This is a genomic window from Streptomyces sp. NBC_01341 (assembly GCF_035946055.1).
Classification (GTDB): Bacteria; Actinomycetota; Actinomycetes; order Streptomycetales; family Streptomycetaceae; genus Streptomyces.
In genome coordinates, this window is sequence record NZ_CP108364.1 from 6,336,797 (window position 1) to 6,358,227 (window position 21,431).

Annotated in this window: 22 protein-coding genes and 1 pseudogene; 11 read left to right on the forward strand and 12 right to left on the reverse strand. The window is 72.2% G+C overall.

Annotated features, from left to right (window positions below; translation table 11 throughout):
- Window positions 1-227: 227 nt before the first annotated feature.
- The 4 genes from OG206_RS27905 to OG206_RS27920 all read right to left on the reverse strand — a co-directional run bounded on the left by OG206_RS27905 (window position 228) and on the right by OG206_RS27920 (window position 3,069).
- Window positions 228-401 (reverse strand): hypothetical protein, encoded by a 174-nt coding sequence (locus OG206_RS27905; protein WP_327120854.1) that lies wholly within the window; start codon window positions 399-401, stop codon window positions 228-230.
- Window positions 402-601: 200 nt separating this feature from the next.
- Complete coding sequence (locus OG206_RS27910) at window positions 602-1,009, reverse strand: ester cyclase (protein ID WP_327120856.1); 408 nt, start codon at window positions 1,007-1,009, stop codon at window positions 602-604.
- A gap of 270 nt (window positions 1,010-1,279) precedes the next feature.
- On the reverse strand, window positions 1,280-2,152 hold the full coding sequence (locus tag OG206_RS27915) for an undecaprenyl-diphosphate phosphatase (RefSeq protein WP_327120857.1): 873 nt from the start codon (window positions 2,150-2,152) through the stop codon (window positions 1,280-1,282).
- Between the two features lie 194 nt (window positions 2,153-2,346).
- Window positions 2,347-3,069: a TVP38/TMEM64 family protein gene (locus tag OG206_RS27920; RefSeq protein ID WP_327120859.1), complete on the reverse strand. Its 723-nt coding sequence runs from the start codon at window positions 3,067-3,069 to the stop codon at window positions 2,347-2,349.
- A 49-nt stretch (window positions 3,070-3,118) separates the two neighbouring features.
- Here OG206_RS27920 and OG206_RS27925 point away from each other — a divergent pair, with 49 nt between their 5' ends.
- From OG206_RS27925 to OG206_RS27935, 3 genes are all read left to right on the forward strand, one after another.
- Window positions 3,119-3,838 (forward strand): DNA alkylation repair protein, encoded by a 720-nt coding sequence (locus OG206_RS27925; RefSeq protein ID WP_327120861.1) that lies wholly within the window; start codon window positions 3,119-3,121, stop codon window positions 3,836-3,838.
- Window positions 3,839-4,158: 320 nt separating this feature from the next.
- Complete coding sequence (tuf, locus tag OG206_RS27930) at window positions 4,159-5,328, forward strand: elongation factor Tu (RefSeq protein ID WP_327120863.1); 1,170 nt, start codon at window positions 4,159-4,161, stop codon at window positions 5,326-5,328.
- Window positions 5,329-5,423: 95 nt separating this feature from the next.
- A complete protein-coding gene (locus tag OG206_RS27935) occupies window positions 5,424-6,269 on the forward strand; it encodes a spermidine synthase (RefSeq protein WP_327120865.1) in 846 nt (281 codons plus the stop codon).
- Here the strand turns inward: OG206_RS27935 and OG206_RS27940 are convergent.
- Window positions 6,231-7,541: an MFS transporter gene (locus OG206_RS27940; protein WP_327120867.1), complete on the reverse strand. Its 1,311-nt coding sequence runs from the start codon at window positions 7,539-7,541 to the stop codon at window positions 6,231-6,233. The genes OG206_RS27935 and OG206_RS27940 overlap by 39 nt on opposite strands.
- Before the next feature lie 66 nt (window positions 7,542-7,607).
- Window positions 7,608-8,645, reverse strand: coding sequence for a hypothetical protein (locus OG206_RS27945; RefSeq protein ID WP_327120869.1), 1,038 nt, complete (start codon window positions 8,643-8,645; stop codon window positions 7,608-7,610).
- A 94-nt stretch (window positions 8,646-8,739) separates the two neighbouring features.
- On the opposite strand from OG206_RS27945, the gene OG206_RS27950 reads away from it, so the two are divergent.
- On the forward strand, window positions 8,740-9,192 hold the full coding sequence (locus OG206_RS27950) for a DUF4442 domain-containing protein (protein ID WP_327120872.1): 453 nt from the start codon (window positions 8,740-8,742) through the stop codon (window positions 9,190-9,192).
- Between the two features lie 129 nt (window positions 9,193-9,321).
- The gene (locus tag OG206_RS27955) at window positions 9,322-9,984 is read left to right on the forward strand and encodes a DedA family protein (protein ID WP_327120874.1); all 663 of its coding nucleotides are present in this window, start codon (window positions 9,322-9,324) and stop codon (window positions 9,982-9,984) included.
- A 68-nt stretch (window positions 9,985-10,052) separates the two neighbouring features.
- Here OG206_RS27955 and OG206_RS27960 read toward each other — a convergent pair whose 3' ends face one another.
- Window positions 10,053-10,583, reverse strand: a complete 531-nt coding sequence (locus OG206_RS27960) for a gamma carbonic anhydrase family protein (protein ID WP_327120876.1) — start codon at window positions 10,581-10,583, stop codon at window positions 10,053-10,055.
- Window positions 10,584-10,729: 146 nt separating this feature from the next.
- Here OG206_RS27960 and OG206_RS27965 point away from each other — a divergent pair, with 146 nt between their 5' ends.
- Window positions 10,730-11,482: an acyltransferase gene (locus OG206_RS27965; RefSeq protein ID WP_327120878.1), complete on the forward strand. Its 753-nt coding sequence runs from the start codon at window positions 10,730-10,732 to the stop codon at window positions 11,480-11,482.
- Between the two features lie 87 nt (window positions 11,483-11,569).
- On the opposite strand, the gene OG206_RS27970 is transcribed toward OG206_RS27965, so the two are convergent.
- Complete coding sequence (locus OG206_RS27970; RefSeq protein WP_327120880.1) at window positions 11,570-12,436, reverse strand: EamA family transporter; 867 nt, start codon at window positions 12,434-12,436, stop codon at window positions 11,570-11,572.
- 93 nt (window positions 12,437-12,529) lie between these two features.
- On the opposite strand from OG206_RS27970, the gene OG206_RS27975 reads away from it, so the two are divergent.
- A complete protein-coding gene (locus OG206_RS27975; RefSeq protein WP_327120882.1) occupies window positions 12,530-13,114 on the forward strand; it encodes a helix-turn-helix domain-containing protein in 585 nt (194 codons plus the stop codon).
- 100 nt (window positions 13,115-13,214) lie between these two features.
- On the opposite strand, the gene OG206_RS27980 is transcribed toward OG206_RS27975, so the two are convergent.
- Together OG206_RS27980 and OG206_RS27985 are read right to left on the reverse strand one after the other, a co-directional pair.
- Window positions 13,215-14,030 (reverse strand): aminoglycoside N(3)-acetyltransferase, encoded by an 816-nt coding sequence (locus tag OG206_RS27980; RefSeq protein ID WP_327120884.1) that lies wholly within the window; start codon window positions 14,028-14,030, stop codon window positions 13,215-13,217.
- Between the two features lie 94 nt (window positions 14,031-14,124).
- Window positions 14,125-14,541, reverse strand: a complete 417-nt coding sequence (locus OG206_RS27985) for a CoA-binding protein (RefSeq protein WP_327120886.1) — start codon at window positions 14,539-14,541, stop codon at window positions 14,125-14,127.
- An 82-nt stretch (window positions 14,542-14,623) separates the two neighbouring features.
- Here OG206_RS27985 and OG206_RS27990 point away from each other — a divergent pair, with 82 nt between their 5' ends.
- The 3 genes from OG206_RS27990 to OG206_RS28000 all read left to right on the forward strand — a co-directional run bounded on the left by OG206_RS27990 (window position 14,624) and on the right by OG206_RS28000 (window position 19,639).
- Window positions 14,624-15,259 (forward strand): YigZ family protein, encoded by a 636-nt coding sequence (locus OG206_RS27990; protein ID WP_327120888.1) that lies wholly within the window; start codon window positions 14,624-14,626, stop codon window positions 15,257-15,259.
- A gap of 133 nt (window positions 15,260-15,392) precedes the next feature.
- The gene (locus tag OG206_RS27995) at window positions 15,393-16,559 is read left to right on the forward strand and encodes an exonuclease SbcCD subunit D (protein WP_327120890.1); all 1,167 of its coding nucleotides are present in this window, start codon (window positions 15,393-15,395) and stop codon (window positions 16,557-16,559) included.
- Window positions 16,556-19,639 (forward strand): SMC family ATPase, encoded by a 3,084-nt coding sequence (locus OG206_RS28000; protein ID WP_327120892.1) that lies wholly within the window; start codon window positions 16,556-16,558, stop codon window positions 19,637-19,639. Before OG206_RS27995 ends, OG206_RS28000 begins: the two co-directional genes overlap by 4 nt.
- Here the strand turns inward: OG206_RS28000 and OG206_RS28005 are convergent.
- A complete protein-coding gene (locus tag OG206_RS28005; RefSeq protein ID WP_327120894.1) occupies window positions 19,629-20,081 on the reverse strand; it encodes an Lrp/AsnC family transcriptional regulator in 453 nt (150 codons plus the stop codon). The genes OG206_RS28000 and OG206_RS28005 overlap by 11 nt on opposite strands.
- Here OG206_RS28005 and OG206_RS28010 point away from each other — a divergent pair.
- Window positions 20,061-20,465: pseudogene (locus tag OG206_RS28010) on the forward strand (rhodanese-like domain-containing protein); the annotation flags it as partial. The gene OG206_RS28005 and the pseudogene OG206_RS28010 sit on opposite strands and share 21 nt — an antisense overlap.
- Here OG206_RS28010 and OG206_RS28015 read toward each other — a convergent pair.
- A complete protein-coding gene (locus tag OG206_RS28015; protein ID WP_327120896.1) occupies window positions 20,384-21,340 on the reverse strand; it encodes an ATP-grasp domain-containing protein in 957 nt (318 codons plus the stop codon). The pseudogene OG206_RS28010 and the gene OG206_RS28015 overlap by 82 nt on opposite strands.
- Window positions 21,341-21,431: the final 91 nt, after the last annotated feature.

Here is a 21,431-nt window from a genome sequence, read left to right on the forward strand (position 1 = left end):
CGACGGGGCACACCACAGGTGCGCCCGCGATCCGGGCTCAAGAAGGCTCGCTGTGCCGCGATTTCAGGGGCAGCACGCGATGACGGGCCGGTGACGGCCGCGATGTCAACGCGCGCTCGGACGACCGGGCATGTCCGCAACTCCTCGTATGTCGTTCGCCGCTTACGGGCACTCGGTCTGGATGCCCGTCACCGAAGCCGCTCCGGGAGATGGGCCGGAACGGCGGGTCACGCCGCTTCGGCGGCGCCGTGCTGCACGGCCGATCCCCACTCGACGAGCAGCCGCTCGTACTCCTGACGGGCCTCCAGAGTACCCAGGCCACCGTCCACGAGCATGCGGATCTGCGCGTTCAGCTCGGCGAGCGAGCGGACCGGTGTCGGCTCGGTGGAAGGGGTGGGCATGCATCGATTCTAAGGGCGTGAGCCGAAAAACCGACCGGGGGCGTAGGGCGACATCCGGAATCACCGTGGATCCTCCGGTCGCGCGACCTCCGCGCCGGCCTCGGGGGCGTCGGCGGCCGGCCGTGCCGGAGGGTCCGCCCGGGGGCGGGCCACCTCTGTCCCCCCAGGTGGCGGCCCTGCCCCGTCCCCTGCCGTCCGTGTCAGGCGAGGCCGAGCTGCCGCATCATGCCGAGTTCGTCGCTGCTTCCCCAGCGTTCGACCAGCTTGCCGTCCTCGAAGCGGCTGATCTGCATGCCCCGGTAGGTGACCGCCTTACCCGTCGCCGCATGGCCGAGCAGTTCGCCCCGGTGTGTGCCCTTGATGGTGTAGGCGAAGGCGAGTTCGTCATCGGTGGCCACCAGGTGCTCGACCTCGACCCGCAGGTCCGGGAACGCGGTCCTCAGTTCGCGGAACATGCGCTGGTAACCCTCCGGGCCCGGCCCCTGACCGGGCGCCGGGTCGTGGTCGACCGATCCGGGAGCGACCAGGTCGGTGAGAGCGTCGAGATTCCCGGTGCTGACCGCCTCTCCGAACGCGGTCTGGACGGCGATGTTCTCCTGCTGGGACACGGCAGCTCCTCGGTCTCGTGAACGCGCGGACGGCGCCGTAACAGCCGCCGCGGACACCGATCCTGCTGCGGCGGCCCGTGGGAGCGTGCCGACATGCCGAGGGCCACCCCGTACGGGTCACCGCTTGCCCCCACACGCCGCAGCCGGGTACCGCCGGGACGAGGACCCCGGCTGCACCCGGCAGCACCGCTGTCACAGCGGCAGTGCGCCGCTCCCCTGCCCGGACGGCGCCCGCCCGGCCCGGGGGAATCCACCCCGGAACCGCTCGCCTCAGCCCGCCGACTCGCCGGCGTGGGGGCTCAGGGCATCCGCGCCGATCAGGGCGAACAGCACGATGCCCAGGATGATGCGGTAGACGACGAACGGCATGAAGCTCTTCGTGGTGATGAATTTCATGAACCATGCGATTACGGCGTATCCGACCGCAAAAGCGATGATTGTCGCGAAGATGGTGGGTCCCCAGGAGACGTGCCCCTCGCCCGCGTCCTTCAGTTCGAACACGCCCGAGGCGAGCACCGCGGGAACGGCCAGCAGGAAGGAGTAGCGCGCCGCCGCCTCACGGGTGTAGCCCATCAGCAGACCGCCGCTGATCGTCGCGCCGGACCGTGAGACGCCAGGGACCAGGGCCAGAGCCTGGCAGAAGCCGAAGATGAGGCCGTCCCTGACGCCCAGTTCCTTCAGGGACTTCCGTTCCTTGATCGCCCGGTGCTTGCCCCCGGTCTCGTCGCGGGCCGCGAGGCGGTCCGCGACGCCGAGGACCACACCCATGACGATCAGGGTCGTGGCGATCAGACGCAGATCACGGAACGGGCCCTCGATCTGGTCCTTGAAGGTCACACCGAGCACACCGATCGGAATCGACCCGACGATGACCAGCCACCCCATCTTCGCGTCGTGGTCACCGCGCATGGCGGAGTTGGTCAGCGACCGGAACCAGGCCGAGACGATGCGCGCGATGTCCTTGCGGAAGTAGATGAGGACCGCGGCCTCGGTGCCGATCTGGGTGATCGCGGTGAACGCCGCTCCCGGGTCGTGCCAGCCCGCGAACGCCGCGGTCAGCCGCAGATGCGCGCTGGAGGAGATCGGCAGGAACTCGGTCAGTCCCTGAACGAGGCCCAGGACGAATGATTCGAACCAGCTCATGGGGCTTTGGCCATCCCGGAGATGCTCAAGCAACGGCCGACGGACACGAAGGCCGTCGGCGGTGTGCGGATGCGGTCAGAAAAGGGGGCGGGACACCACGGTCCCGGACATCCTCTGTCGGATGCGCGCAGCGTATCGCCTGCGGGTGAACGGACTGCCCGCTGCCCCCCGGCTTCGCCGCGCCACCCGCCTCGTCAGGAGGGACCGGCTGCCACGGCGAGCCGGTGGCGCCTGCGCCAGGCGACCAGGGCCGCGCCGACGCCGGAGACCACGATGAAGCCCATCGCCGCCAGGAAGACCGGTGAGGTCGGCGAGGACGCGGTGCTGCCCGCGACGACGTACGCCGCCGTGTTGGGGATGGAGCCGAGCCCGGTGGCCAGGAGGAACGGCGGGTAGCCCATGCGGGAGGTCGCCGCGCAGTAGTTGGCTGCGGCGAACGGCACCCCGGGGAAGAGCCGCAGCGCCAGCATGGACCGGAACCCGTGGCGGCTCAGCAATCCGTCCGCCGCTTTGAGGTACTTGCCCCGCAGCAGAGTGCGCAGCGCGTCCTGCCCCAGCACCCTGCCCAGCAGGAAGGAGACCCCCGCACCGAGGACGGTGCCCGCCAGGGCCGCCGCGAGCCCCGCCTGGGCGCCGAAGAGAGCCCCGGCGGCGAGGTTCAGCAGCGGGCGTGGCACGAACGCCACGGTGCACACCCCGTACGCGAGCCCGAACAGCATCGCCGCCGCGGAACCGGTGAGTTGCGGTGGCCAGCCGGAGGCCAGCAGTCTCTGTGGTTCGAACAGCACCATGGCGGTGGCGGCAGCCAGCAGGACTGCCACGAGAAGGGAGAACCGGGACCAGGGGGAGAGCAGCGCCCTCGTACAGCGCACTGCCAGGCCGCCGGAGGGCCGTGTTGCGGGGACGGGGTCGAACATCTGGGGAGCGTAACCGAAACGGGTGTGTGATCGCCGTAATGTGCACGGCATGAGCACCCCGGCCCAGCCAGTCCCCGTCGTGCCGGCCAGCGCGCTCGCCGATATCGTGCTGCACCGGCTCGTCCGGGTGTATCCCGTGGCCGCCGATCCCGAACGTGCAGTCCAGGCGGCTGCGTACATGAAGAACGTCGCGGCGTTCCTCGGAATCCCCACCCCGCGACGGAGGGAGCTGTCCAGGACCGTCCTGGCGGGCACGGACACGCCGGACGAGACGGATCTCACCGCGATCGCCCTGCGCTGCTGGGAGTTGCCCGAGCGCGAGTACCAGTACTTCGCCGTCGACCTCCTGCGCAGCCACGCCGCAGGCTGCTCGGCCCGCTTCCTCCCGGTCCTGCGCCATCTCGTCTCGACGGTCCCCTGGTGGGACACCGTCGACACGCTGGCGGCCCACGTGGCCGGGCCCCTCGTCACGGCGGAACCGGAACTGCGGACCGCGATGGACGGCTGGATCGAGGACGACAGCGTCTGGATCGCCCGCACCGCGCTGCTGCACCAACTCCGTTACAAGGAGCGAACCGACACCGGCCGTCTCTTCGGCTACTGCCTGCTGCGCGCCGACCATCCGGACTTCTTCATCCGCAAGGCGATCGGCTGGTCCCTGCGCGAGTACGCCAAGACGGCCCCGGACGCCGTACGCGACTTCGTCGAGGGCGCCCGGGACCGTCTGTCGCCGCTCTCCGCGCGCGAGGCACTCAAGAACATCGGCTGAGGCGTTCCGAGCCGCGTCCCCGGGGGCCCGCACGCCCGGAAAACCATTCGACGGCGCCCGGCCGCTCCGCCATGATCAGGGCATGTTCCGGTACGCCTTCCCCACAGCGCAGTCCGCAGTCGCGGACACGCCGAAGGCTGCCGTGAGCCCTGCGGGCGCGACCGCAGCAGCAGCACTCGACGCAGCGTTCGTCGCTGCCGCGGCGCCCCTCGGCGGCGCCCGAAGCTGACCCTCCCCCGACTGTCCGGCGGACCCCGTGAGGGGAGGGTCGGCGGGGCCCTGGGGTCTTCTCTCTCAGCTTCGAACACCAAGGACGAGCCATGCCCAAGACGGCATACGTGCGCACCAAGCCGCACCTCAACATCGGCACCATGGGTCACGTCGACCACGGGAAGACCACCCTGACCGCCGCGATCACCAAGGTGCTCAGCGACCGAGGCACCGGCACCTTCGTGCCGTTCGACCGGATCGACCGGGCTCCTGAGGAGGCGCAGCGCGGCATCACCATCAACATCGCGCACGTGGAGTACGAGACCGACACCCGGCACTACGCGCACGTGGACATGCCCGGACACGCGGACTACATCAAGAACATGGTCACCGGGGCGGCGCAGCTCGACGGGGCGATCCTCGTCGTGTCCGCGCTCGACGGCATCATGCCGCAGACCGCGGAGCACGTCCTGCTGGCCCGTCAGGTCGGCGTCGACCACATCGTCGTCGCCCTGAACAAGGCCGACGCGGGCGACCCCGAGCTCACCGACCTGGTCGAGCTCGAGGTCCGCGAACTGCTCACCGCTCACGGCTACGGCGGTGACTCCGTGCCGGTCGTGCGGGTGTCGGGGCTCGGCGCACTGCGGGGCGACCCGCGCTGGACGGCGTCCGTCGAGGGGCTGCTGGACGCCGTCGACACCTACGTACCGATCCCGGTGCGCTACACCGACGCGCCGTTCCTCCTGTCCGTGGAGAACGTGCTGACGATCACCGGCCGGGGCACCGTCGTCACCGGGGCCGTGGAACGAGGCACGGTGCGCGTGGGGGACCGTGTGTCGGTGCTCGGCGCGGACGTCGAGACGGTCGTGACCGGGCTGGAGACCTTCGGGAAGCCGATGGAGTCCGCCGAGGCCGGCGACAACGTCGCGCTGCTGCTGCGCGGGGTCGAGCGCGACCGCGTCCGCCGCGGCCACGTGGTGGCGGCGCCGGGCAGCGTGACGCCCAGCCGGCGCTTCACCGCACAGGTGTACGTCCTGTCGGGGCGGGAGGGGGGCCGGACCACACCGGTCACCACGGGGTACCGGCCGCAGTTCTACATCCGCACGGCGGACGTCGTCGGTGACGTCGACCTCGGCGAGGCAGCGGTCGCGCGGCCCGGCGAGACGGTCACCATGACCGTCGAGCTCGGCCGTGACGTCCCGCTCGAGTCCGGCCTGGGCTTCGCGATCCGCGAGGGCGGCCGGACGGTGGGCGCCGGCACGGTCACCGCACTGCTCTGACCGTACGTCGCCGCCCGCGTCCCCGGCCCCCGGGGACGCGGGCGGCGACCGCCGGTCCGTCCGGCGGATGCTCCCGCGCCCGTCACAATGGGGGAGTGAACGAGCCGATACCCGTCATCCGCGACACCGACCACGGCACCGCCAGGCTGCTGCCCGACGTCGACCGGGACCGGGCGTGGCTGCTCACGGTGGACGGTGCCCCGCAGTCCTATGTCGACCTCGACGACCCGGAGCACCTGGAATTCGAGTACGTACGCCGACTCGGCCACGTCGTCGACCGCGCCGCCGCCCCGGGAATCCCGCTGGACATCCTGCACCTCGGCGGCGGCGCGCTCACGCTGCCGCGCTACGCGGCGCGGACCCGTCCCGGCTCACGTCAGGACGTGGCCGAAGCGGACGGCGGGCTCGTCGAGATGGTCGGCGAGTACCTGCCGCTGCCCGACAGAGCCGGGGTCACCGTGCACGCCGCCGACGCCAGGGCCTGGCTCGAACAGGCGCCGCGGGACTCCGCCGACCTCCTGATCGCCGACGTCTTCGGCGGCGCGCGGGTGCCCGCCCACCTGACGTCCGCCGAGTACGCCCGGTCCGCCGCCCGCGTCCTGAGAGCGGACGGGATCTACGCGGCCAACCTGGCCGACAGTGCGCCCTTCGCGTTCCTCCGCTCGCAACTGGCCAACTTCGCGGAGGTGTTCGACGAGCTCGCCCTCATCGCCGAACCGGCCGTCCTGCGCGGCCGGCGCTTCGGCAACACCGTGCTACTCGCCTCCCGGGCGCCGCTCGACATCGCCCCGCTGACCAGGCTGTGCGCCGCCGACGCCTTCCCCGCGAGGGTGGAGCACGGTGCATCGCTCCACCGTCTCGTCAACGGTGCGAGGCCGGTGCGGGACAGCGAGGCCGTCGCCTCACCCGAGCCGCCCGACGGGGCTTTCAGCATCGGCTGACTCCCGGGGGGCGACCGGCGCCCCGATGTCCTTGACCGTGCTGCGGCGCGTCAGATTCCGTACGTCCGGCACCAGCAGCACGCCCGCCGTCACCAGGACGATCAGCGCCGCGCAGCCCCACAACGCCTCGCTGCGGCCCACGAGCGACTCGACCGGACCGGCCGCGGCCGTGGCCAGCGGCACCATCGCGACCGACCCGAACCAGTCGTACGCCGACACCCGGGACAGCTTCTCCTCGGGGATCTCCTGGTGCAGCGCGGTCATCCAGGACACTCCGAACACCTCGATGGCGATGCCGGTCACGAACATCACCCCGCAGAGTCCGCCCACCGGGAGGGGGATCGCGAGCCCGGCGGAGGGCAGCGCCAGCGGAAACACGCAGAGCGTCCCGGCCAGCAGCAGCCGTCGTGGTTTCCAGCGCATCATCAGCAGCGCCCCGCCCAGCGTGCCGACGCCGAACGCGGCGAGCGCGAGCCCCCAGGGGCGGGCACCGCCGAGGTGGTCCCGTGCCACCAGCGGCCCGTAGACGGCCTCCGCCGCCCCGACGACGGCGACCACCACGCTGAACTGGAGCACGATCGCCCAGAGCCAGGGCCGTCCGGCGACCTCCCGCCAGCCGTCGCGCAGATCGGAGAGCAGCCCGCCGCCCGCGGCACGCCCGGGGATGTGACTCACGTCCAGGAACGCCCGCAGCGCACCGGCGACAGCGAAAGCCGCCGCGTCGACCGCGAGCACCCACCCCGGGTCCATGGCCGCGATCATGGCGCCCCCGAGCGCCGCCCCGCCGATGGCCGCGCCGTGCATCGACATGCGGAAGAGGGCGAAGGCCCGTGCCGCGTGCTCGCCGTCGACGCTGGACATCAGCATGCCCTCGGACGCCGGACCGAAGAACGCCTGGCCGGTGCCGCAGAGTGCCGTCAGCAGCATCATGTGCCACAGCTCGGCGGAGCCGGTGAGGACCAGCCAGGCGAACACGGCCTGGGAGACGCAGTTCAGGGCGTTGGCGGCCACCATCACCCGGTGACGCGGGATCCGGTCCGCGACGGCGCCGCCGATGAGCAGGAAGAGCACCAGTGGCGCCGTACGCGCGGCGGCCACGAGACCGACGTCGCCGGCGTCGCCGCCCGACTCCAGAACCGCGAACGCCGCCGCGATCAGAGCGCCGTTGGTGCCGAGGCTCGTGATGATCGCGGCGGCGGTCAGCAGACCGAAGTTGCGGCCTTCCCGCGGGGGACGGCGCGCGGGAAGGGGGGAAGAGGCGGGGGAGGTCACCAAGGGACTATCCCCGCCACGGCCCCCTCACGCCAAATGGGCGTGCCCCGGGTCGTCGCCGGAAGCTCAGGAAGGGCTCGCGCCGCTCTCCGCGCCTTCCGTCAGGCGTACGGTGCTGAGGATCTTCTGAACGGTGGCGTCCGGGAGCTCGTCGTCGATCCCGGCGTTGGCGTAGAGGATCCAGGACGCGTACTCGTCCTGGGCGTTCTTGAACGTGAACGCGATCGACTTGCCGTCGGTGTCGCACTTGTCCTTGTTCGCAAGTCCTGTCGCGGTTGCCGTGACGACGCTGCCCGAGAGACCCGACTTGGTCGTGTACGGCTTGGGCTTGCCGATCTTGACCTTGTCCTTCGGGTCCTCCTGGCCGTAGGCGGCCCAGACCATGTTCGAGGCTTCGTTCGTGGCTGCCTCGTCCGTGCTCTTGGCGCCCTGCCCGCCCTTCGTGCCGACACCGGCCAGGCCGGTGTCCTCCTTGGTGCCGTCCTTGTCCGCGTCGTCGATGCACCACTTGCTCTTGTAGAACGCGGGTGCGGTGAAGCCGGCGGCCGGCGGGCCGGTGGGGTCCTTCACGTCCTCGAATCCGGAGAACACACCGGTGCCCGCGACCTCCCAGTCACCGGGCACGTCGAACCGGGTGCCCCACTTGGGGTTGGTCACGACCTTCCAGCCCGGCACGCTGGGCGCGGCGTCCTCGCCGCCACGCGGGTTCGCCGCGGGGGAGGAGGCCGTGTCGGACGGCTTCGCCGAGGGTGACGACGACGACTTGCCGTCGGCCGTCGGCCCGCCCCCGTCGTCCTTCTTGTTCATGACCACGACACCAGTCACCACCGCCGTGACGACGACCGCGGTCGCGGCCACGACGGCGACGATCGCCGTCTTCCTCTTGTCGTCTGGCCGCGGGCCGCCGGGCTGTCCCGGGACGGCGTACTGCGGAACGGTCGGCTGCTGGTACGGGTTGGGCTGCTGGTATCCCGGCTGACCCTGCTGCTGGTATCCCGGCTGCTGATAGGGATTCGGCTGTTGGTACCCCGGCTGCTGGTACGGGTTCTGGTTCTGGTCCTGCGGGTTCTGCTCGCCCCCGGGCGGCTGCTGTCCTGGCCACATGGCCAGTAACCATAGAGGGGAGGGGCGCCCGCAGCTACGGGCGCCCCTGTGAGGGGATGGTCAAAGACTGCTACTCGCTAGTAACATCTCCTTTATGAGCACTCAAGACACGACAGTCGGCGACATGCTGTCCGCGAGCGTCCCGATGGTCCGCACCCTCGGCATCACGTATCTGGAGACGACCGCGGAGCGCGCTGTGCTCTCGCTCCCGGACCGGGCCGAATATCACAACCACCTCGGCGGGCCACACGCCGGAGCGATGTTCACCCTCGCGGAGTCGGCGAGCGGCGCCATCGTCGTCGCCGCGTTCGGTGACCAGATGGCACGGGCGGTCCCGCTGCCCGTGACCACGGAGATGGCCTTCAAGAAGGTGGCCATGGGTGATCTCACCGCCACCGCGGTACTGGGCCGCTCGGCGGCCGAAGTCGTGGCCGAACTCGACGAGGGCAAGCGTCCCGAGTTCCCCGTGAGCGTCGAGATCCGGCGTGCCGACGGGGCCGTGACCAGCGAGATGAGCGTGGTCTGGACCCTGCGTCCGAACCGCTGACGTCGCACCGCCCCCGCGCGCCCGCGCCCGGGGTCCGCGACGGCCGCTCCCGCCCGCCGGACCGGTAGGCTGCCCGCCGTGCACCACACGTGGTGCACGGCGACAGACTTTTTACGGGAAGGACCGGCGATGCACGTCCAGGAGTGGCTGGAGACCGTACCCGCGGTCAGCGTTTACCTCCTGGTGGGGGTCGTCATCGGGCTCGAGAGCCTGGGCATCCCGCTGCCCGGCGAGATCATCCTCGTGAGTTCGGCTCTCCTAGCCTCGCAGCACGGCGACATCGACCCGGTGGTGCTCGGCGCCTGCGCCTCGGCCGGGGCGATCATCGGCGACTCGGTCGGCTACGCCATCGGCCGCAAGGGCGGCCGCCCCCTGCTCGCATGGCTCGGCGGGAGGTTCCCCAGGCACTTCGGGGAGCCCCAGATCGCCCTGGCGGAGCGGTCCTTCGAGAAGTGGGGCATGTGGGCCGTCTTCTTCGGCCGCTTCGTCGCGCTGCTGCGGATCTTCGCGGGGCCGCTGGCGGGCGTCCTGCGCATGCCCTACTGGAAGTTCCTGATCGCCAACGTACTCGGCGGCATCGTCTGGGCCGGTGGCACCACCGCCGTCATCTACTCCGTGGGCGTCGTCGCCGAGGCGTGGCTCAAGCGGTTCTCATGGCTGGGACTGCTCGTGGCCGTACTGATCGGCCTGGTCTCCATGCTGGTGCTGAAGAACCGGGCCAAGAAGGCCGCCGAACAGGCCGACCGTCCGGCCCCGGCACCCGAACCGGAAGCGGTGCCGGCGGCCGACTGAAACCCGGCACTGTCGAACCCGGGACGCCTTCGCAAGGTCCGGTGGCGGCGCGGGCTGCTCCTGCCCGGTCAGTTCCGGTGCGCCTCGCGATGCGCCTTCGCCAGTTCCACGTAACCGGCCGCGTTGAAGGCGATGCCCTCCCGCTCCTCGTCGGTCAGCTGCCGCTTCACCTTGGCGGGCACGCCGGCGACAAGGGAGCCCGGGGGGACCCGCATCCCCTGCGGGACGAGGGCCTGTGCGGCGATCAGCGAACCCGCCCCGATGTGGGCGCCGTTGAGCACCGTGGCCCCCATGCCGACCAGGACGTCGTCCTCGATCACGCACCCGTGCAGCACTGCGTTGTGGCCCACGGAGACCCGGGCGCCCACCGTCAGCGGGAAGCCCGGGTCGGTGTGGACGCTGCAGTTGTCCTGGATGTTGCTGTCCGGTCCGAGCGAGATCGGGCCGCAGTCCGCGCGCAGCACCGCCTGGTACCAGACGCTGGAGCCCGCGGCCAACGACACCTCGCCGACGACGACGGACGTCGGTGCGAGGAAGGCGTCCGGATCGACGTCCGGCTCCCTGCCGCCGATGCCGGTGACCAACGCCTGCTCTGTCATCGCCCGCTCCTCCGCCGGAATGTGGCGCGCTCGGCGCCCCTGCTCCGGACGAACCGTAATGGACGGCCTCACCTGCGCGGTGAGGTGGGGTGAACGTCACAGCCCGTCGCGCGGACCCGCTCCGGACCGGCGGCTACCGTGTGCGGGTGCCGAAGAACCGAAACACGTTCTCCTCTCTCGCCCGCCTGCGCCGCGGTGTCATGTCACGCGCCGTGCACCGTGTCTGGGGCTGGGCGCAGGAGGCCGGGGCGGTCACCGCGCAGCACCCGGGGCGGCTCCGGTTCGGCCGCATCGGTACGGGCACCCGGCTCGCCTTCCCGCAGGGCACGGTGTTCGGGGAGCCTTGGATCGAGTTGGGCGACCACTGCATCATCGGCGAGCGGGTGACCCTCACCGCCGGGCTGATGCCCGACCTCGACCTCGGCTCCCAGCCCATTCTGACGCTGGGCAACGGTGTCGTGCTGGGCCGAGGCAGTCACGTCATCGCCGACACCACGGTGTCGATCGGCTCGGACACGTACTGCGGCCCGTACGTCTACATCACTTCCACCAACCACAGTTACGACGACCCCCACGAGCCCGTCGGCAAGCAGTGGCCGCGGATGGAGCCGGTCTCGGTCGGGCCGGGTTGCTGGATCGGCACCGGAGCGGTCATCCTCCCGGGAGCCAGGCTGGGCCGGAACGTCGTCGTCGCGGCCGGCGCGGTCGTACGCGGCGAAGTGCCCGATCACGCGGTGGTGGCCGGGGCGCCGGCCCGGGTGGTGCGGAGCTGGGACCCGGAGCAGGGCTGGCAGCCACCGCTGCGCACGCCGGCGCCGGTGCCCATCCCGGACGGGGTCACTCCCGAACAGCTCCAGGCCGTGGCGCTCCTGCTTGAGGAGCCGGCGGCGGAAACCTGATCCCCCGGGCCGTACCGAGGCCGGCGGCCCGCGACCGCCGGGACTCCTGCCCCGGTACGTCCTGGCCCCGTGCCCGTCGGGCCCTCCTCAGCCCGTCGCCAGCAGGACCGTCCCCAGCAGAGCCAGGGCGGCGCCCGCCGCCTGGACCCCGCGCAGCCGTTCGCCGAGCACACCCCGCGCGGCCAGTGCCGTCACGACCGGATACAGCGACGCCAGGACCGCGGCCACGGTGACCGGGCCGTGCTGTGCCGCCACGGAGTACGTGCCGTTCGCCGCCACATCGGCCAGCCCGACGAAGGCCAGTGCGGGCAACGCGGCCCGCACGGCATGCCGGCCACCGACCTCCGGAAGTGCGCGGCCGCCCCGGAGGACCGAGACGTACAGGGCCGTTCCGCCGACCGCGATGTTCGTGACGCGCTGTACGAACAGGGCGAGGAAGAGGCCGGTCGCCGTCGCGGAGGCCTCCGCGATCAGCGTCATCACGGCTCCGAAACCGAAGGCGGCCAGAAGCGTCAGTGCGACAGCCCGGCGCTGCACGGGCGCTCCGCGCAGTTGTGGCCCGCCCGCCAGGACGACCCCGGCGACGGCGATCACGATTCCGGCGAACTGGGGCAGCCCCGGCCTCTCGCCGACGAGCAGGCCCACCCCCACCGGCACGGCCACCCCGAGCGAACCGAGCGGGGAGACCACGCCCATCGGGCCCAGCGCCAGAGCCTTGTAGAAGCTCAGCATCGCGACCGGCCCGACCGTGCCCGCTGCCACCGCGAACCAGAGCCGTCCCCCGGCCTCGTGCCAGGCTCCGGTCGCGATCACGACGACGCCGAGCACCACGGCGGCGATGCACTGCGAGACGACGACCACGGTCAGGGCGGGCGTACGCCGGGTGAGCAGCCCGCCGCCGAAGTCGGCCAGCCCCCACAGCAGGCTCGTGGCCAGGGCGAACAGGACTGTCATCGAGCGCCTCGCAGTACAGTGCGGTGGTCGGGTGGGTACACCACACCGTAGTGCAGTATTTTCGACTCTGTCATTCAATATATTGGACGGAATGTGTCTGACCTCGATCAGCTCACGCAGTCGCTGGCCCGCAACCTCAAGCGCTGGCGAGGTGAGCGCGGGTTCACGCTGGACACCCTGGCGGCCCGGGCGGGGGTAAGCCGGGGCATGATCATCCAGATCGAGCAGGCGCGTACGAACCCGAGCGTCGGCACCACCGTGAAACTGGCGGACGCGCTGGGGGTCAGCATCACGACCCTGCTCGACTACGAGCAGGGGTCCCAGGTGCGACTGGTGCCCGAGGAGCAGGCAGTGCGCATGTGGTCGACGGAAGCGGGCAGTTCGACCACGCTCCTGGTCGGCACGGAGGCCCGGGGGCCGATCGAACTGTGGTCCTGGCGCCTCATGCCCGGCGATGTCAGCGCCTCGGACCCGCACCCCGAAGGCACCGTCGAACTCCTCCACGTGACCGCCGGCGAGATGACGCTGATCGTGGACGGTGAGGCTCACCCGGTACCGGCGGGGACGTCGGCGACGTTCGAGGCGCACGTGCCGCACAGCTACCGCAACGACGGTGCCGAGCCGGCCGAGATGACCATGGCGGTGTCGATCCCGCCGGTGCGCCGGGAGAGCAGGTGAGCCGTCGAGACGCGCCCCGGTCCATCGCGAGGCCGCCACGAGGCGCGCCGGCGCACCCCGCCGGACCTGTCGAGGTGCTGGCCCCGGAGCGGAACAGGCGCTAACGCCGCGCGGGCCGATGGCGCCCGAGCCACCCCTGGGCGAAGTCCACCGCCGCTCGGATGCCGAAGAGGCGGCTGCTCGCCGAGCCCACCGTGCCCGACCGGATCACTCCCGCGCGGTCCTCCTGCTGGAAGTCGTCGCCGAGGACCGCGAAGTCGCCGTCGTCCAGAACGACGTCCTCGTACTCCCACCAGCGGCGCCGTCCGTCGGGCGCGACCACACAGCGGTAGGCGCGTCTGGGCAACGGGGCGGGCAGGCGGTACTCCGCGAGATGGAAGGCGCTGCACCTGTCGAAGCCCGTGCCCAGCAGCAGGACCTGCGCATCGGACTCGTAGAGCCGGGCGAGAGGGGAGTCCTCTCCCAGGTGGCAGTCCTGGCGGTGGCTCGCGAGCAGTTTCTCGGCCGCCGGGCCGACCGCAGCGAACGAGGTCTGCGGGTGCGCGCTGCGTACGGCGCCGGCAGTGAGCCGCACCGTCTCCGCCAGTGCCCCCATGGCCGGTGCGGGAGAGGTCTCCGCGTCGAACGGCGGCATCGCGGCACGCAGGGCCGCGCACGCCTCGTCGCCGAGACCCCGGACACGGTCCAAGTAGGAACGCGAGGTGTCCGAGTTCTCGGGCGTGAAGGACGGGACGACCAGCGTGCCCCCGGGACCCAGAGCGGTCCGCAGCGCACGCGCCATCGACCGGGCGTCCGCACCGGCCGAGCGCATGGAGGCGTGCACCAGCAGGACGCCGCCCCGTCGCACGCCGAGCTCGTGCAACTGCGTGGCCGCGTCGTCAACCGTGAGGAGGAGATGCCGTGTCACGGCGCACATTCTCCACGCCGGTGACCCGCTGCGACACCACGCCTACCCGACGAACACGGAGAGACGGGATGCCCGCAGCGTGCGCAGGGTGCGCGCGGAGCGGTCAGGCGCGGCCCCGCAAACGGGGTATCTCGATCGCGGGGCAGCGGTCCATCACCATGTCGAGCCCGGCTTCTCTCGTGCGCGCGCAGGCCTGTTCGTCGATCACACCGAGCTGGAACCAGACCGCTTTCGCTCCTGCCTCCACCGCCTCGTCGGCGACGCCTCCGGCCAGCTCGCTGTTGACGAATACGTCCACCACGTCGACGGGGAAGGGGATCTCCGCCAGCGAGGCGTATCCCTGTTCGCCGTGAACCGTCTCGGCCTTGGGATGGACAGGCACCACCTTCTTTCCGAAGAGCTGGAGGACCTCGGCCACCCCGTACGCTGCGCGGGATCGGTTTCCGGAGAGGCCGACCACCGCCCAGGTGTCGCCCGTGTCCTGGAGAATCCTGCGGATCGTGTCATCGTCTGCGTACATGCCCGGACAACGGACGGTGACGTCGGACCATTCCCCACGGGAGGGTGAACGGCGCGGTGGAACCGGCGCATAGGGTGGGCGGATGCAGGAGCAGTACCGCACCGTCGCCCGCGCGGGTGTGCACGAGACCGAGGTCGGCCGATCGCGTTTCCTCTGCGCGCTCGCTCCCGCCGCCACCGAGGACGAGGCGCAGGAGTTCATCGCGCGCGTCCGCAAGGAGCACCCCACCGCGAACCACCACTGCTTCGCGTACGTCATCGGGGCCGAGGCCTCGGTGCAGAAGGCCAGTGACGACGGCGAACCCGGCGGGACGGCGGGCGTCCCGATGCTGCAGATGCTCATGCGCCGTGAGGTCCGGTACAGCGTGGCCGTGGTCACCCGCTATTTCGGTGGCGTCAAACTCGGCGCGGGCGGGCTGATCCGCGCGTACGGCGGCGCGGTCGGGGAGGCGCTCGACGCTCTGGGCACCGTCACCCGGCGCCGGTTCCGGCTCGCCGCCGTGACCGTGGACCATCAGCGGGCGGGCAGGCTGGAGAACGATCTGCGCGCGAGCGGCCACGCCGTCCACGACGTCACGTACGCGGAGGCCGTGACCTTCGGGATCGGGCTCCCCGACTCCGAGGTCGACGACTTCCGGAGCTGGCTGGCGGACGCAACAGCAGGCTCCGCGACCCTCGAACTGGGTGGCGAGGCGTACGGGGACGCCGGGGGCGGATGAGGTGTCCGGGGCCGCACGGCACTAGCGTGGTCGGCCCGGCGCGGAATCCCGCGGCGGGCGGAGTCCGGGATCTGTGAGGTCCCGGGGGGCGGAGGAAACGGAACATGCGGGGCGAAGCAGCCGGGGTGACGTGGTGAGGATTCTGCACACCTCGGACTGGCACCTGGGCCGTTCGCTTCACCGGGTCTCCCTGGCCGACGCCCAGGCGGCCTTCGTCGACCACCTCGTGGAGACGGTCCGGAGGCAGGCGGTCGACGTGGTCGTCGTGGCCGGTGACGTGTACGACCGGGCCGTCCCGCCGCTCACGGCTGTCCAGTTGTTCGACGACGCGCTGCACCGGCTGGCGGCGGCCGGAGTGCCCACGGTCATGATCTCCGGGAACCACGACTCCGCCCGCAGACTGGGCGTCGGCGCCGGACTGATCGCCCGGGCGGGCGTTCATCTGCGTACCGACCCCGCTGACTGCGCCGTCCCGGTCGTCCTGGGCGACACCCACGGCGAGGTGGCGTTCTACGGACTGCCCTACCTCGAACCCGCTCTCGTCAAGGACACCCTGGGTGCCCCGAAGGCCGGGCACGAAGCCGTCCTCACGGCAGCCATGGACCGCGTACGGGCCGATCTCGCCTCCCGGCCGGCCGGTACCCGCTCCGTGGTCCTCGCCCACGCGTTCGTCGCGGGCGGTGAACCCAGCGACAGCGAACGCGACATCACCGTCGGCGGCGTCGCAGCGGTGCCCGCCGGCGTCTTCGACGGCGTCGACTACGTCGCGCTGGGCCACCTGCACGGCTCCCAGACCGTCACGGAGCGGGTGCGCTACTCGGGCTCGCCGCTCGCCTACTCCTTCTCCGAGCACGTGCACCGCAAGTCCATGTGGCTCGTCGACCTCGGCCCCGGCGGCGAACTCGGCGCCGAACGGATCGACTGCCCCGTGCCGCGTCCCCTCGCCCGGCTGCGCGGACGCCTGGACAGCCTCCTCGAGGACCCCGCGCTCGAACGGCACCGCGAGTCCTGGGTGGAGGCCACCCTCACGGACCCGGCACGCCCCGACGAGCCCATGGCCAGGCTCGCCGGGCGCTTTCCGCACACCCTCAGCCTGGTCTTCGAGCCGGAACGGCCCCCCGAGGACCCCCTCGCGTCGTACGCCCAGCGGCTCAGGGGGCGCGACGACCAGCAGATCGCGGAGGACTTCGTGGCCCATGTACGCGGCGGAAGCGGCCCCAGCGCACAGGAGCGGACCGTGCTGCGCGACGCCTTCGACGACGTGAGGGTCGCCGACGTGGTGGACGAGGTGGCCCGTTGAGGCTGCACAAGCTCAGCCTGACCGCGTTCGGGCCCTTCGGCGGCACGCAGGAAGTCGACTTCGACGCGCTGTCCGCCGCCGGGATCTTCCTGCTGCACGGACCGACCGGCGCGGGCAAGACGTCCGTCCTCGACGCCGTCTGCTACGGGCTGTACGGCGCCGTGCCCGGCGCCCGCCAGAGCCCCGGCACCTCGCTGCGCAGTGACCACGCCGAGGCCGGTCTCCCGACGGAGGTGAGCCTGGAACTGACCGTCGGCGGACGCCGCCTGGAAATCACCAGGAGGCCCGCACAGCCCCGCCCCAAGAAGCGGGGCGGGGGCTTCACGACGGAGAAGGCCCAGAGCCTGCTGCGTGAGTACGACACCGAGAAGGGCTGGCAGGCCCTCAGCCGCTCGCACCAGGAGATCGGCGAGGAGATCGGCGTGCTCATCGGGATGAGCCGTGACCAGTTCTGCCAGGTCGTCCTGCTGCCCCAGGGCGACTTCGCCCGCTTCCTGCGCGCCGACGCCGAGGCGCGCGGCAAGCTGCTCGGGAGGCTCTTCGACACCCGCCGTTTCGCGGCCGTCGAAGACCGCCTGGCCGAGCTGCGCCGGACGGCCGAAGCCCGGGTCAAGGCCGCCGACGAGCAGATCCTCGCCCTGGCCCAGCGCATCGCGCAGGCCGCCGGACCGGCCGCGGGCGAGGCGGACCTCCCCGAGGACCGCGCGGGCGAACCCGGACTGGCCGAGGGGGTCCTCCAGTGGGCCGCGGTCGCGCGCAGCGGAGCCCAGGAACGGCTCGACATCGCCCGATGCGTCCTGGACGGCGTGGAGGGCAGGAACGCGGCCGCGCGTGAGGCACTCGAGGCGGAGCGCGAACTGGCACGCCTCCAGCAGCGGTACGAGGAGACCCGTCGCCGTGCGGCGGGACTGGAGGACCGCCGCGCCGAGCACGACCGCTGCCACGAGCAGCTGACCCGCGCGCGCAAGGCGGACCTCGTCGTCCCCGCGCTCGACCTCCGGGACGAGGCCGAACGCGCGTACCGCTCCGCCGTCGCGGAGCGCGAGCGGTCCCGCACCGGACTCCCGCCCGGACTCGCCGATGCCGGATTCGACGAGCTCGCCGAGAGGGAGCGAGGCATCCGGGCGGAGCTGGGAGCCCTCGACGCCGCCCGACGGGCCGAACGGCGCAGCGCGGAGATCGACGCCGAACGGGCAGGTCTCGAAAGGCAGTCCCGCGTCGACGACGAACTGATCCAGGAGGCGGCGCACTGGCTGTCGGGCTGGGACGCCACCCGCCGGGATCTCACCGGCCGTGTGGAGGAAGCGCAGCTCGCGGCGACCCGGGCGGAACAGCTGGCCGGCCGGCTCGGCCCGGCCCGCAGGAGGCTGGATGCGGCACGACGGCGTGACGCGCTCGCCGGCCGGGAGGGCCGGGCGGCGGCGGACCTCACGCGGGCCCGTGAACGTGCGGTCGGGGCCCACGAGCACTGGCTCCGGCTCCGCGAGCAGCGTCTCCAGGGCATCGCCGCGGAACTGGCGGACCGGCTGGTCGACGGCACGGCGTGCGCGGTGTGCGGCTCGGCCGAACACCCCGACCCCGCCCGCCCCACGGCGGGCCACGTGGACCGGGCCACGGAGGAAGCCGCGCTCACCGCACACCGGAGCGCCGAGCAGGCACGCGCGGAGGCGGAAAGCGCGCTCGGCGTGCTGCGCGAACGGCTCGCGGCGGCCCGCGCGGAAGCGGCCGGCGACGGCGAGCCCGCCGGATCGGCCGATCCGGGCGGAGAGGGACATGGGCCGGGCCCGATGGAGGCCGAGTACCCTGCCTCGGTCGCCGGGCTCCAGGAGGCCGTGGACCTGCTCACCGGGGAGCACACACGGGCGCACCGGCTTGCCGCCGGGACGCACGCGGCCCGCGAGGCCCTCGCCGCCGCCGAACGCGAGTACCTGGGGCGGCTCGACGAACGTCAGCAGGCCGAGCGTCGTGCGGCGGCCCGCACCTCGCAGAGGGAAGCCCTCGACCGTGAGCAGGGCGCGCTGGAAGCCGAGTTGGTGAAGGCGCGCGGCACCTGCGGCACGGTCGCCGAGCACGCCGGCCTGCTGGGACGGCGGGTCCGGCTGCTCGCGGACGCGGCGGAGGCCCTCCGCGCCGAGGAGACTGCCGCCGCCCGCCTCAAGGAAGCGGACGGCAGGCTCGCCGACGCGGCGTTCCGGGCCGGCTTCGACACTCCCCGGGCCGCCGCGGCGAAGGTCCTCGACGACACGGCGCAGCGCGAACTCCAGCACCGGATCGACGCCTGGCAGACGGAGGCCGCCACGGTCGCCGACCGGCTGGCCGAGGAGGACGCCAGAGCGGCCGCGGAGCGCCCTCCTGCCGTGCCCGGTGACGCACAGGCGGCGTACGACCTTTCCGTGAGGGCGCTGCGCGAGGGTGCGGCTTCCCACGCCGCGGCGCTGGAGCGTACCGTCGAACTCGGCCGGCTCTCGCGCCGTGCGGCGAACGAGGTGCGCGGTCTGGGCCCGCTCCGCGAGGAGTACGAGCGGGTGGCCCGCCTCGCGGGCCTGACCGCCGGGACGTCGGCGGACAACGAACGCAGGATGCGCTTGGAGGCGTACGTGCTGGCGGCCCGCCTGGAACAGGTGGCAGCCGCCGCGACGGCCCGCCTGCAGCGCATGTCCTCCGGCCGGTACACCCTCGTCCACTCCGACGAGCGCAGCGGAGGCCGGCGGGCGGGGCTGGGACTGCACGTCGTCGACGCCTGGACGGGCAGGGAGCGCGACACGGCGACACTGTCGGGCGGGGAGACCTTCTTCGCCTCCCTCGCCCTCGCTCTCGGCCTCGCGGACGTCGTGACGGACGAGGCGGGCGGCGTGCGGCTGGACACGCTCTTCATCGACGAGGGGTTCGGCAGCCTGGACGACCAGACCCTCGACGAGGTGCTGGACGTCCTGGACTCCCTGCGGGAGCGGGACCGCAGTGTCGGCATCGTCAGCCACGTCGCCGACCTGCGCCGCCGTATCCCCGCCCAGCTCGAGGTGGTGAAGGAGCGTCACGGGTCGGCGGTGCGCCACCGGGCGGGCGGCCCGCTCAGCGGCTGATGGCCCGCCGGGGCAGCGGCGAGGAGTACACGATGCTCGTCGTCACGGAACCGAGCGTGCCGATCCGGCCGGTGATCTCCTCCAGGTGACGCATGGATCTGGCGGTCACCTTGAGGACGAAGCAGTCGTCACCCGTCACGTGGTGCGCCTCCACGATCTCCGGGGTCGTGTCCGTCAGGTCGTGGAACGGCTTGTAGTTGCCGTTCGGGTAGCGCAGGCGCACCAGGGCGAGGATGGGCATCCCCAAACGCTCCGGGTCCACCACGGCGGAGTACCCGCTGATCACCCCGGCCTCCTCGAGACGGCGGACCCGCTCGGTGACGGCGCTCGGGGACATCGCCACCGCCCGGGCCAGTTCGGCGAAGGAGGCACGTCCGTCGCGCTGGAGGACGTCGAGGAGACGCCAGTCCGTGGCGTCCGGGGTGCCTCGCTCGCGTTCCACGCGGACGTGTCCGACGTGGCGGCGGTGCTCGGCTCCGGGACGGAACCCGGGTTCGCCCTCCTGGACTCCCGCTCCGCCGCCTCCTGGGACCGGGGCCACGTCCCCGGCGCGGTGCACCTGCCGACCGCCCTGATCGCGGACCGGGCGGCGGGGCTTCTCGATCCGGCCGTTCCGGTGGTCACGTACTGCTGGGGGCCGGGCTGCAACGGTGCGACCCGTGCCGCGCTGGCTCTCGCCGAACTCGGCTACCAGGTAAAGGAGATGCTCGGCGGATTCGAGTACTGGGTTCGGGAAGGATTCGCCTACGAGACCTGGGAGGGGCCGGAGCGGCGCACCGTCGATCCGATCACCGCGCCTGCCGACGACGCGGACTGCGGCTGCTGACCCGGCCGGACGGCCAGCAGCGCAGTGAAGAGGATGCCGCCGTCGTCGTCCGCGGGCAGTCCGCTGACCTGACCGTCCCCCACCTCCACCACCCGCCACACCCCGTCCTCGCGGAGGGCCATGTCGGTGGTGACCCACCGGCAGCCGAGCTCCCGCACGGCGTCACGGACCGGGCCGAGCGCGGGTTCCGGCACACGACCGGGTGTGTCGGGGTGGGCCGTCACCAGCACGGGCTCGCCGTCCACCCACCAGACACGTACCTCACCGTCCGACACGAACGGCTCGAAGGCACGCAGCACCACTCCACCGGCCAGGAACTCGCCCTGCAGGGCGAGGAACCGGTCCACGACGGCGGTGAGCCGTGCCGTGTCCCCGAGATCGGGCACGAAACATGCATCGTGCCACTCGTGCTTGCGGGACTTCACGAAGTCCTTCACGATCCCCGGCCCCTGGCCGAGGGACCGGGCGAGGGCGGACCAGGGGCCGGGACCGGCCGGGACGTCTCCGGCGTGCGGGGGCTGCCAGGTGCTGCGCGGCGTGAGATCCCTGAACGTCTCGTACCAGCCAGGGAGTTCGTGCGCCTTCCGGTAGCCGGCGGCATCGGTGAGCGGCGGACAGCCGCGAGCGACGAGAGCCTGCTCCAGGTCCACGTAGCGCTCCGACGGGATCATCCAGCCCCGGTACCAGTACGGACCCGAATCTCGGGGCACCCGGCTCACCGCGGTCTCCGCGTCGCCGGCGAGCAGCGCGTCGTGGTCGATCGTGACGACCTGGGCACCGGCCCGACGAGCCGCGGCGGCCTCCCGGGCGAACGCGGCATCCGGGCGGCCGGTCCGCAGAGGATCGCGGCAGAACAGGAATCCGGGCGAAGTCATGCACCACTCATTCCTGGACGACTCGTTCTCGGACGACGTGGGCCCGTGAAGGGCGTTAGCGAGGAACACGGCGGGGAGGAACACGGCGGGG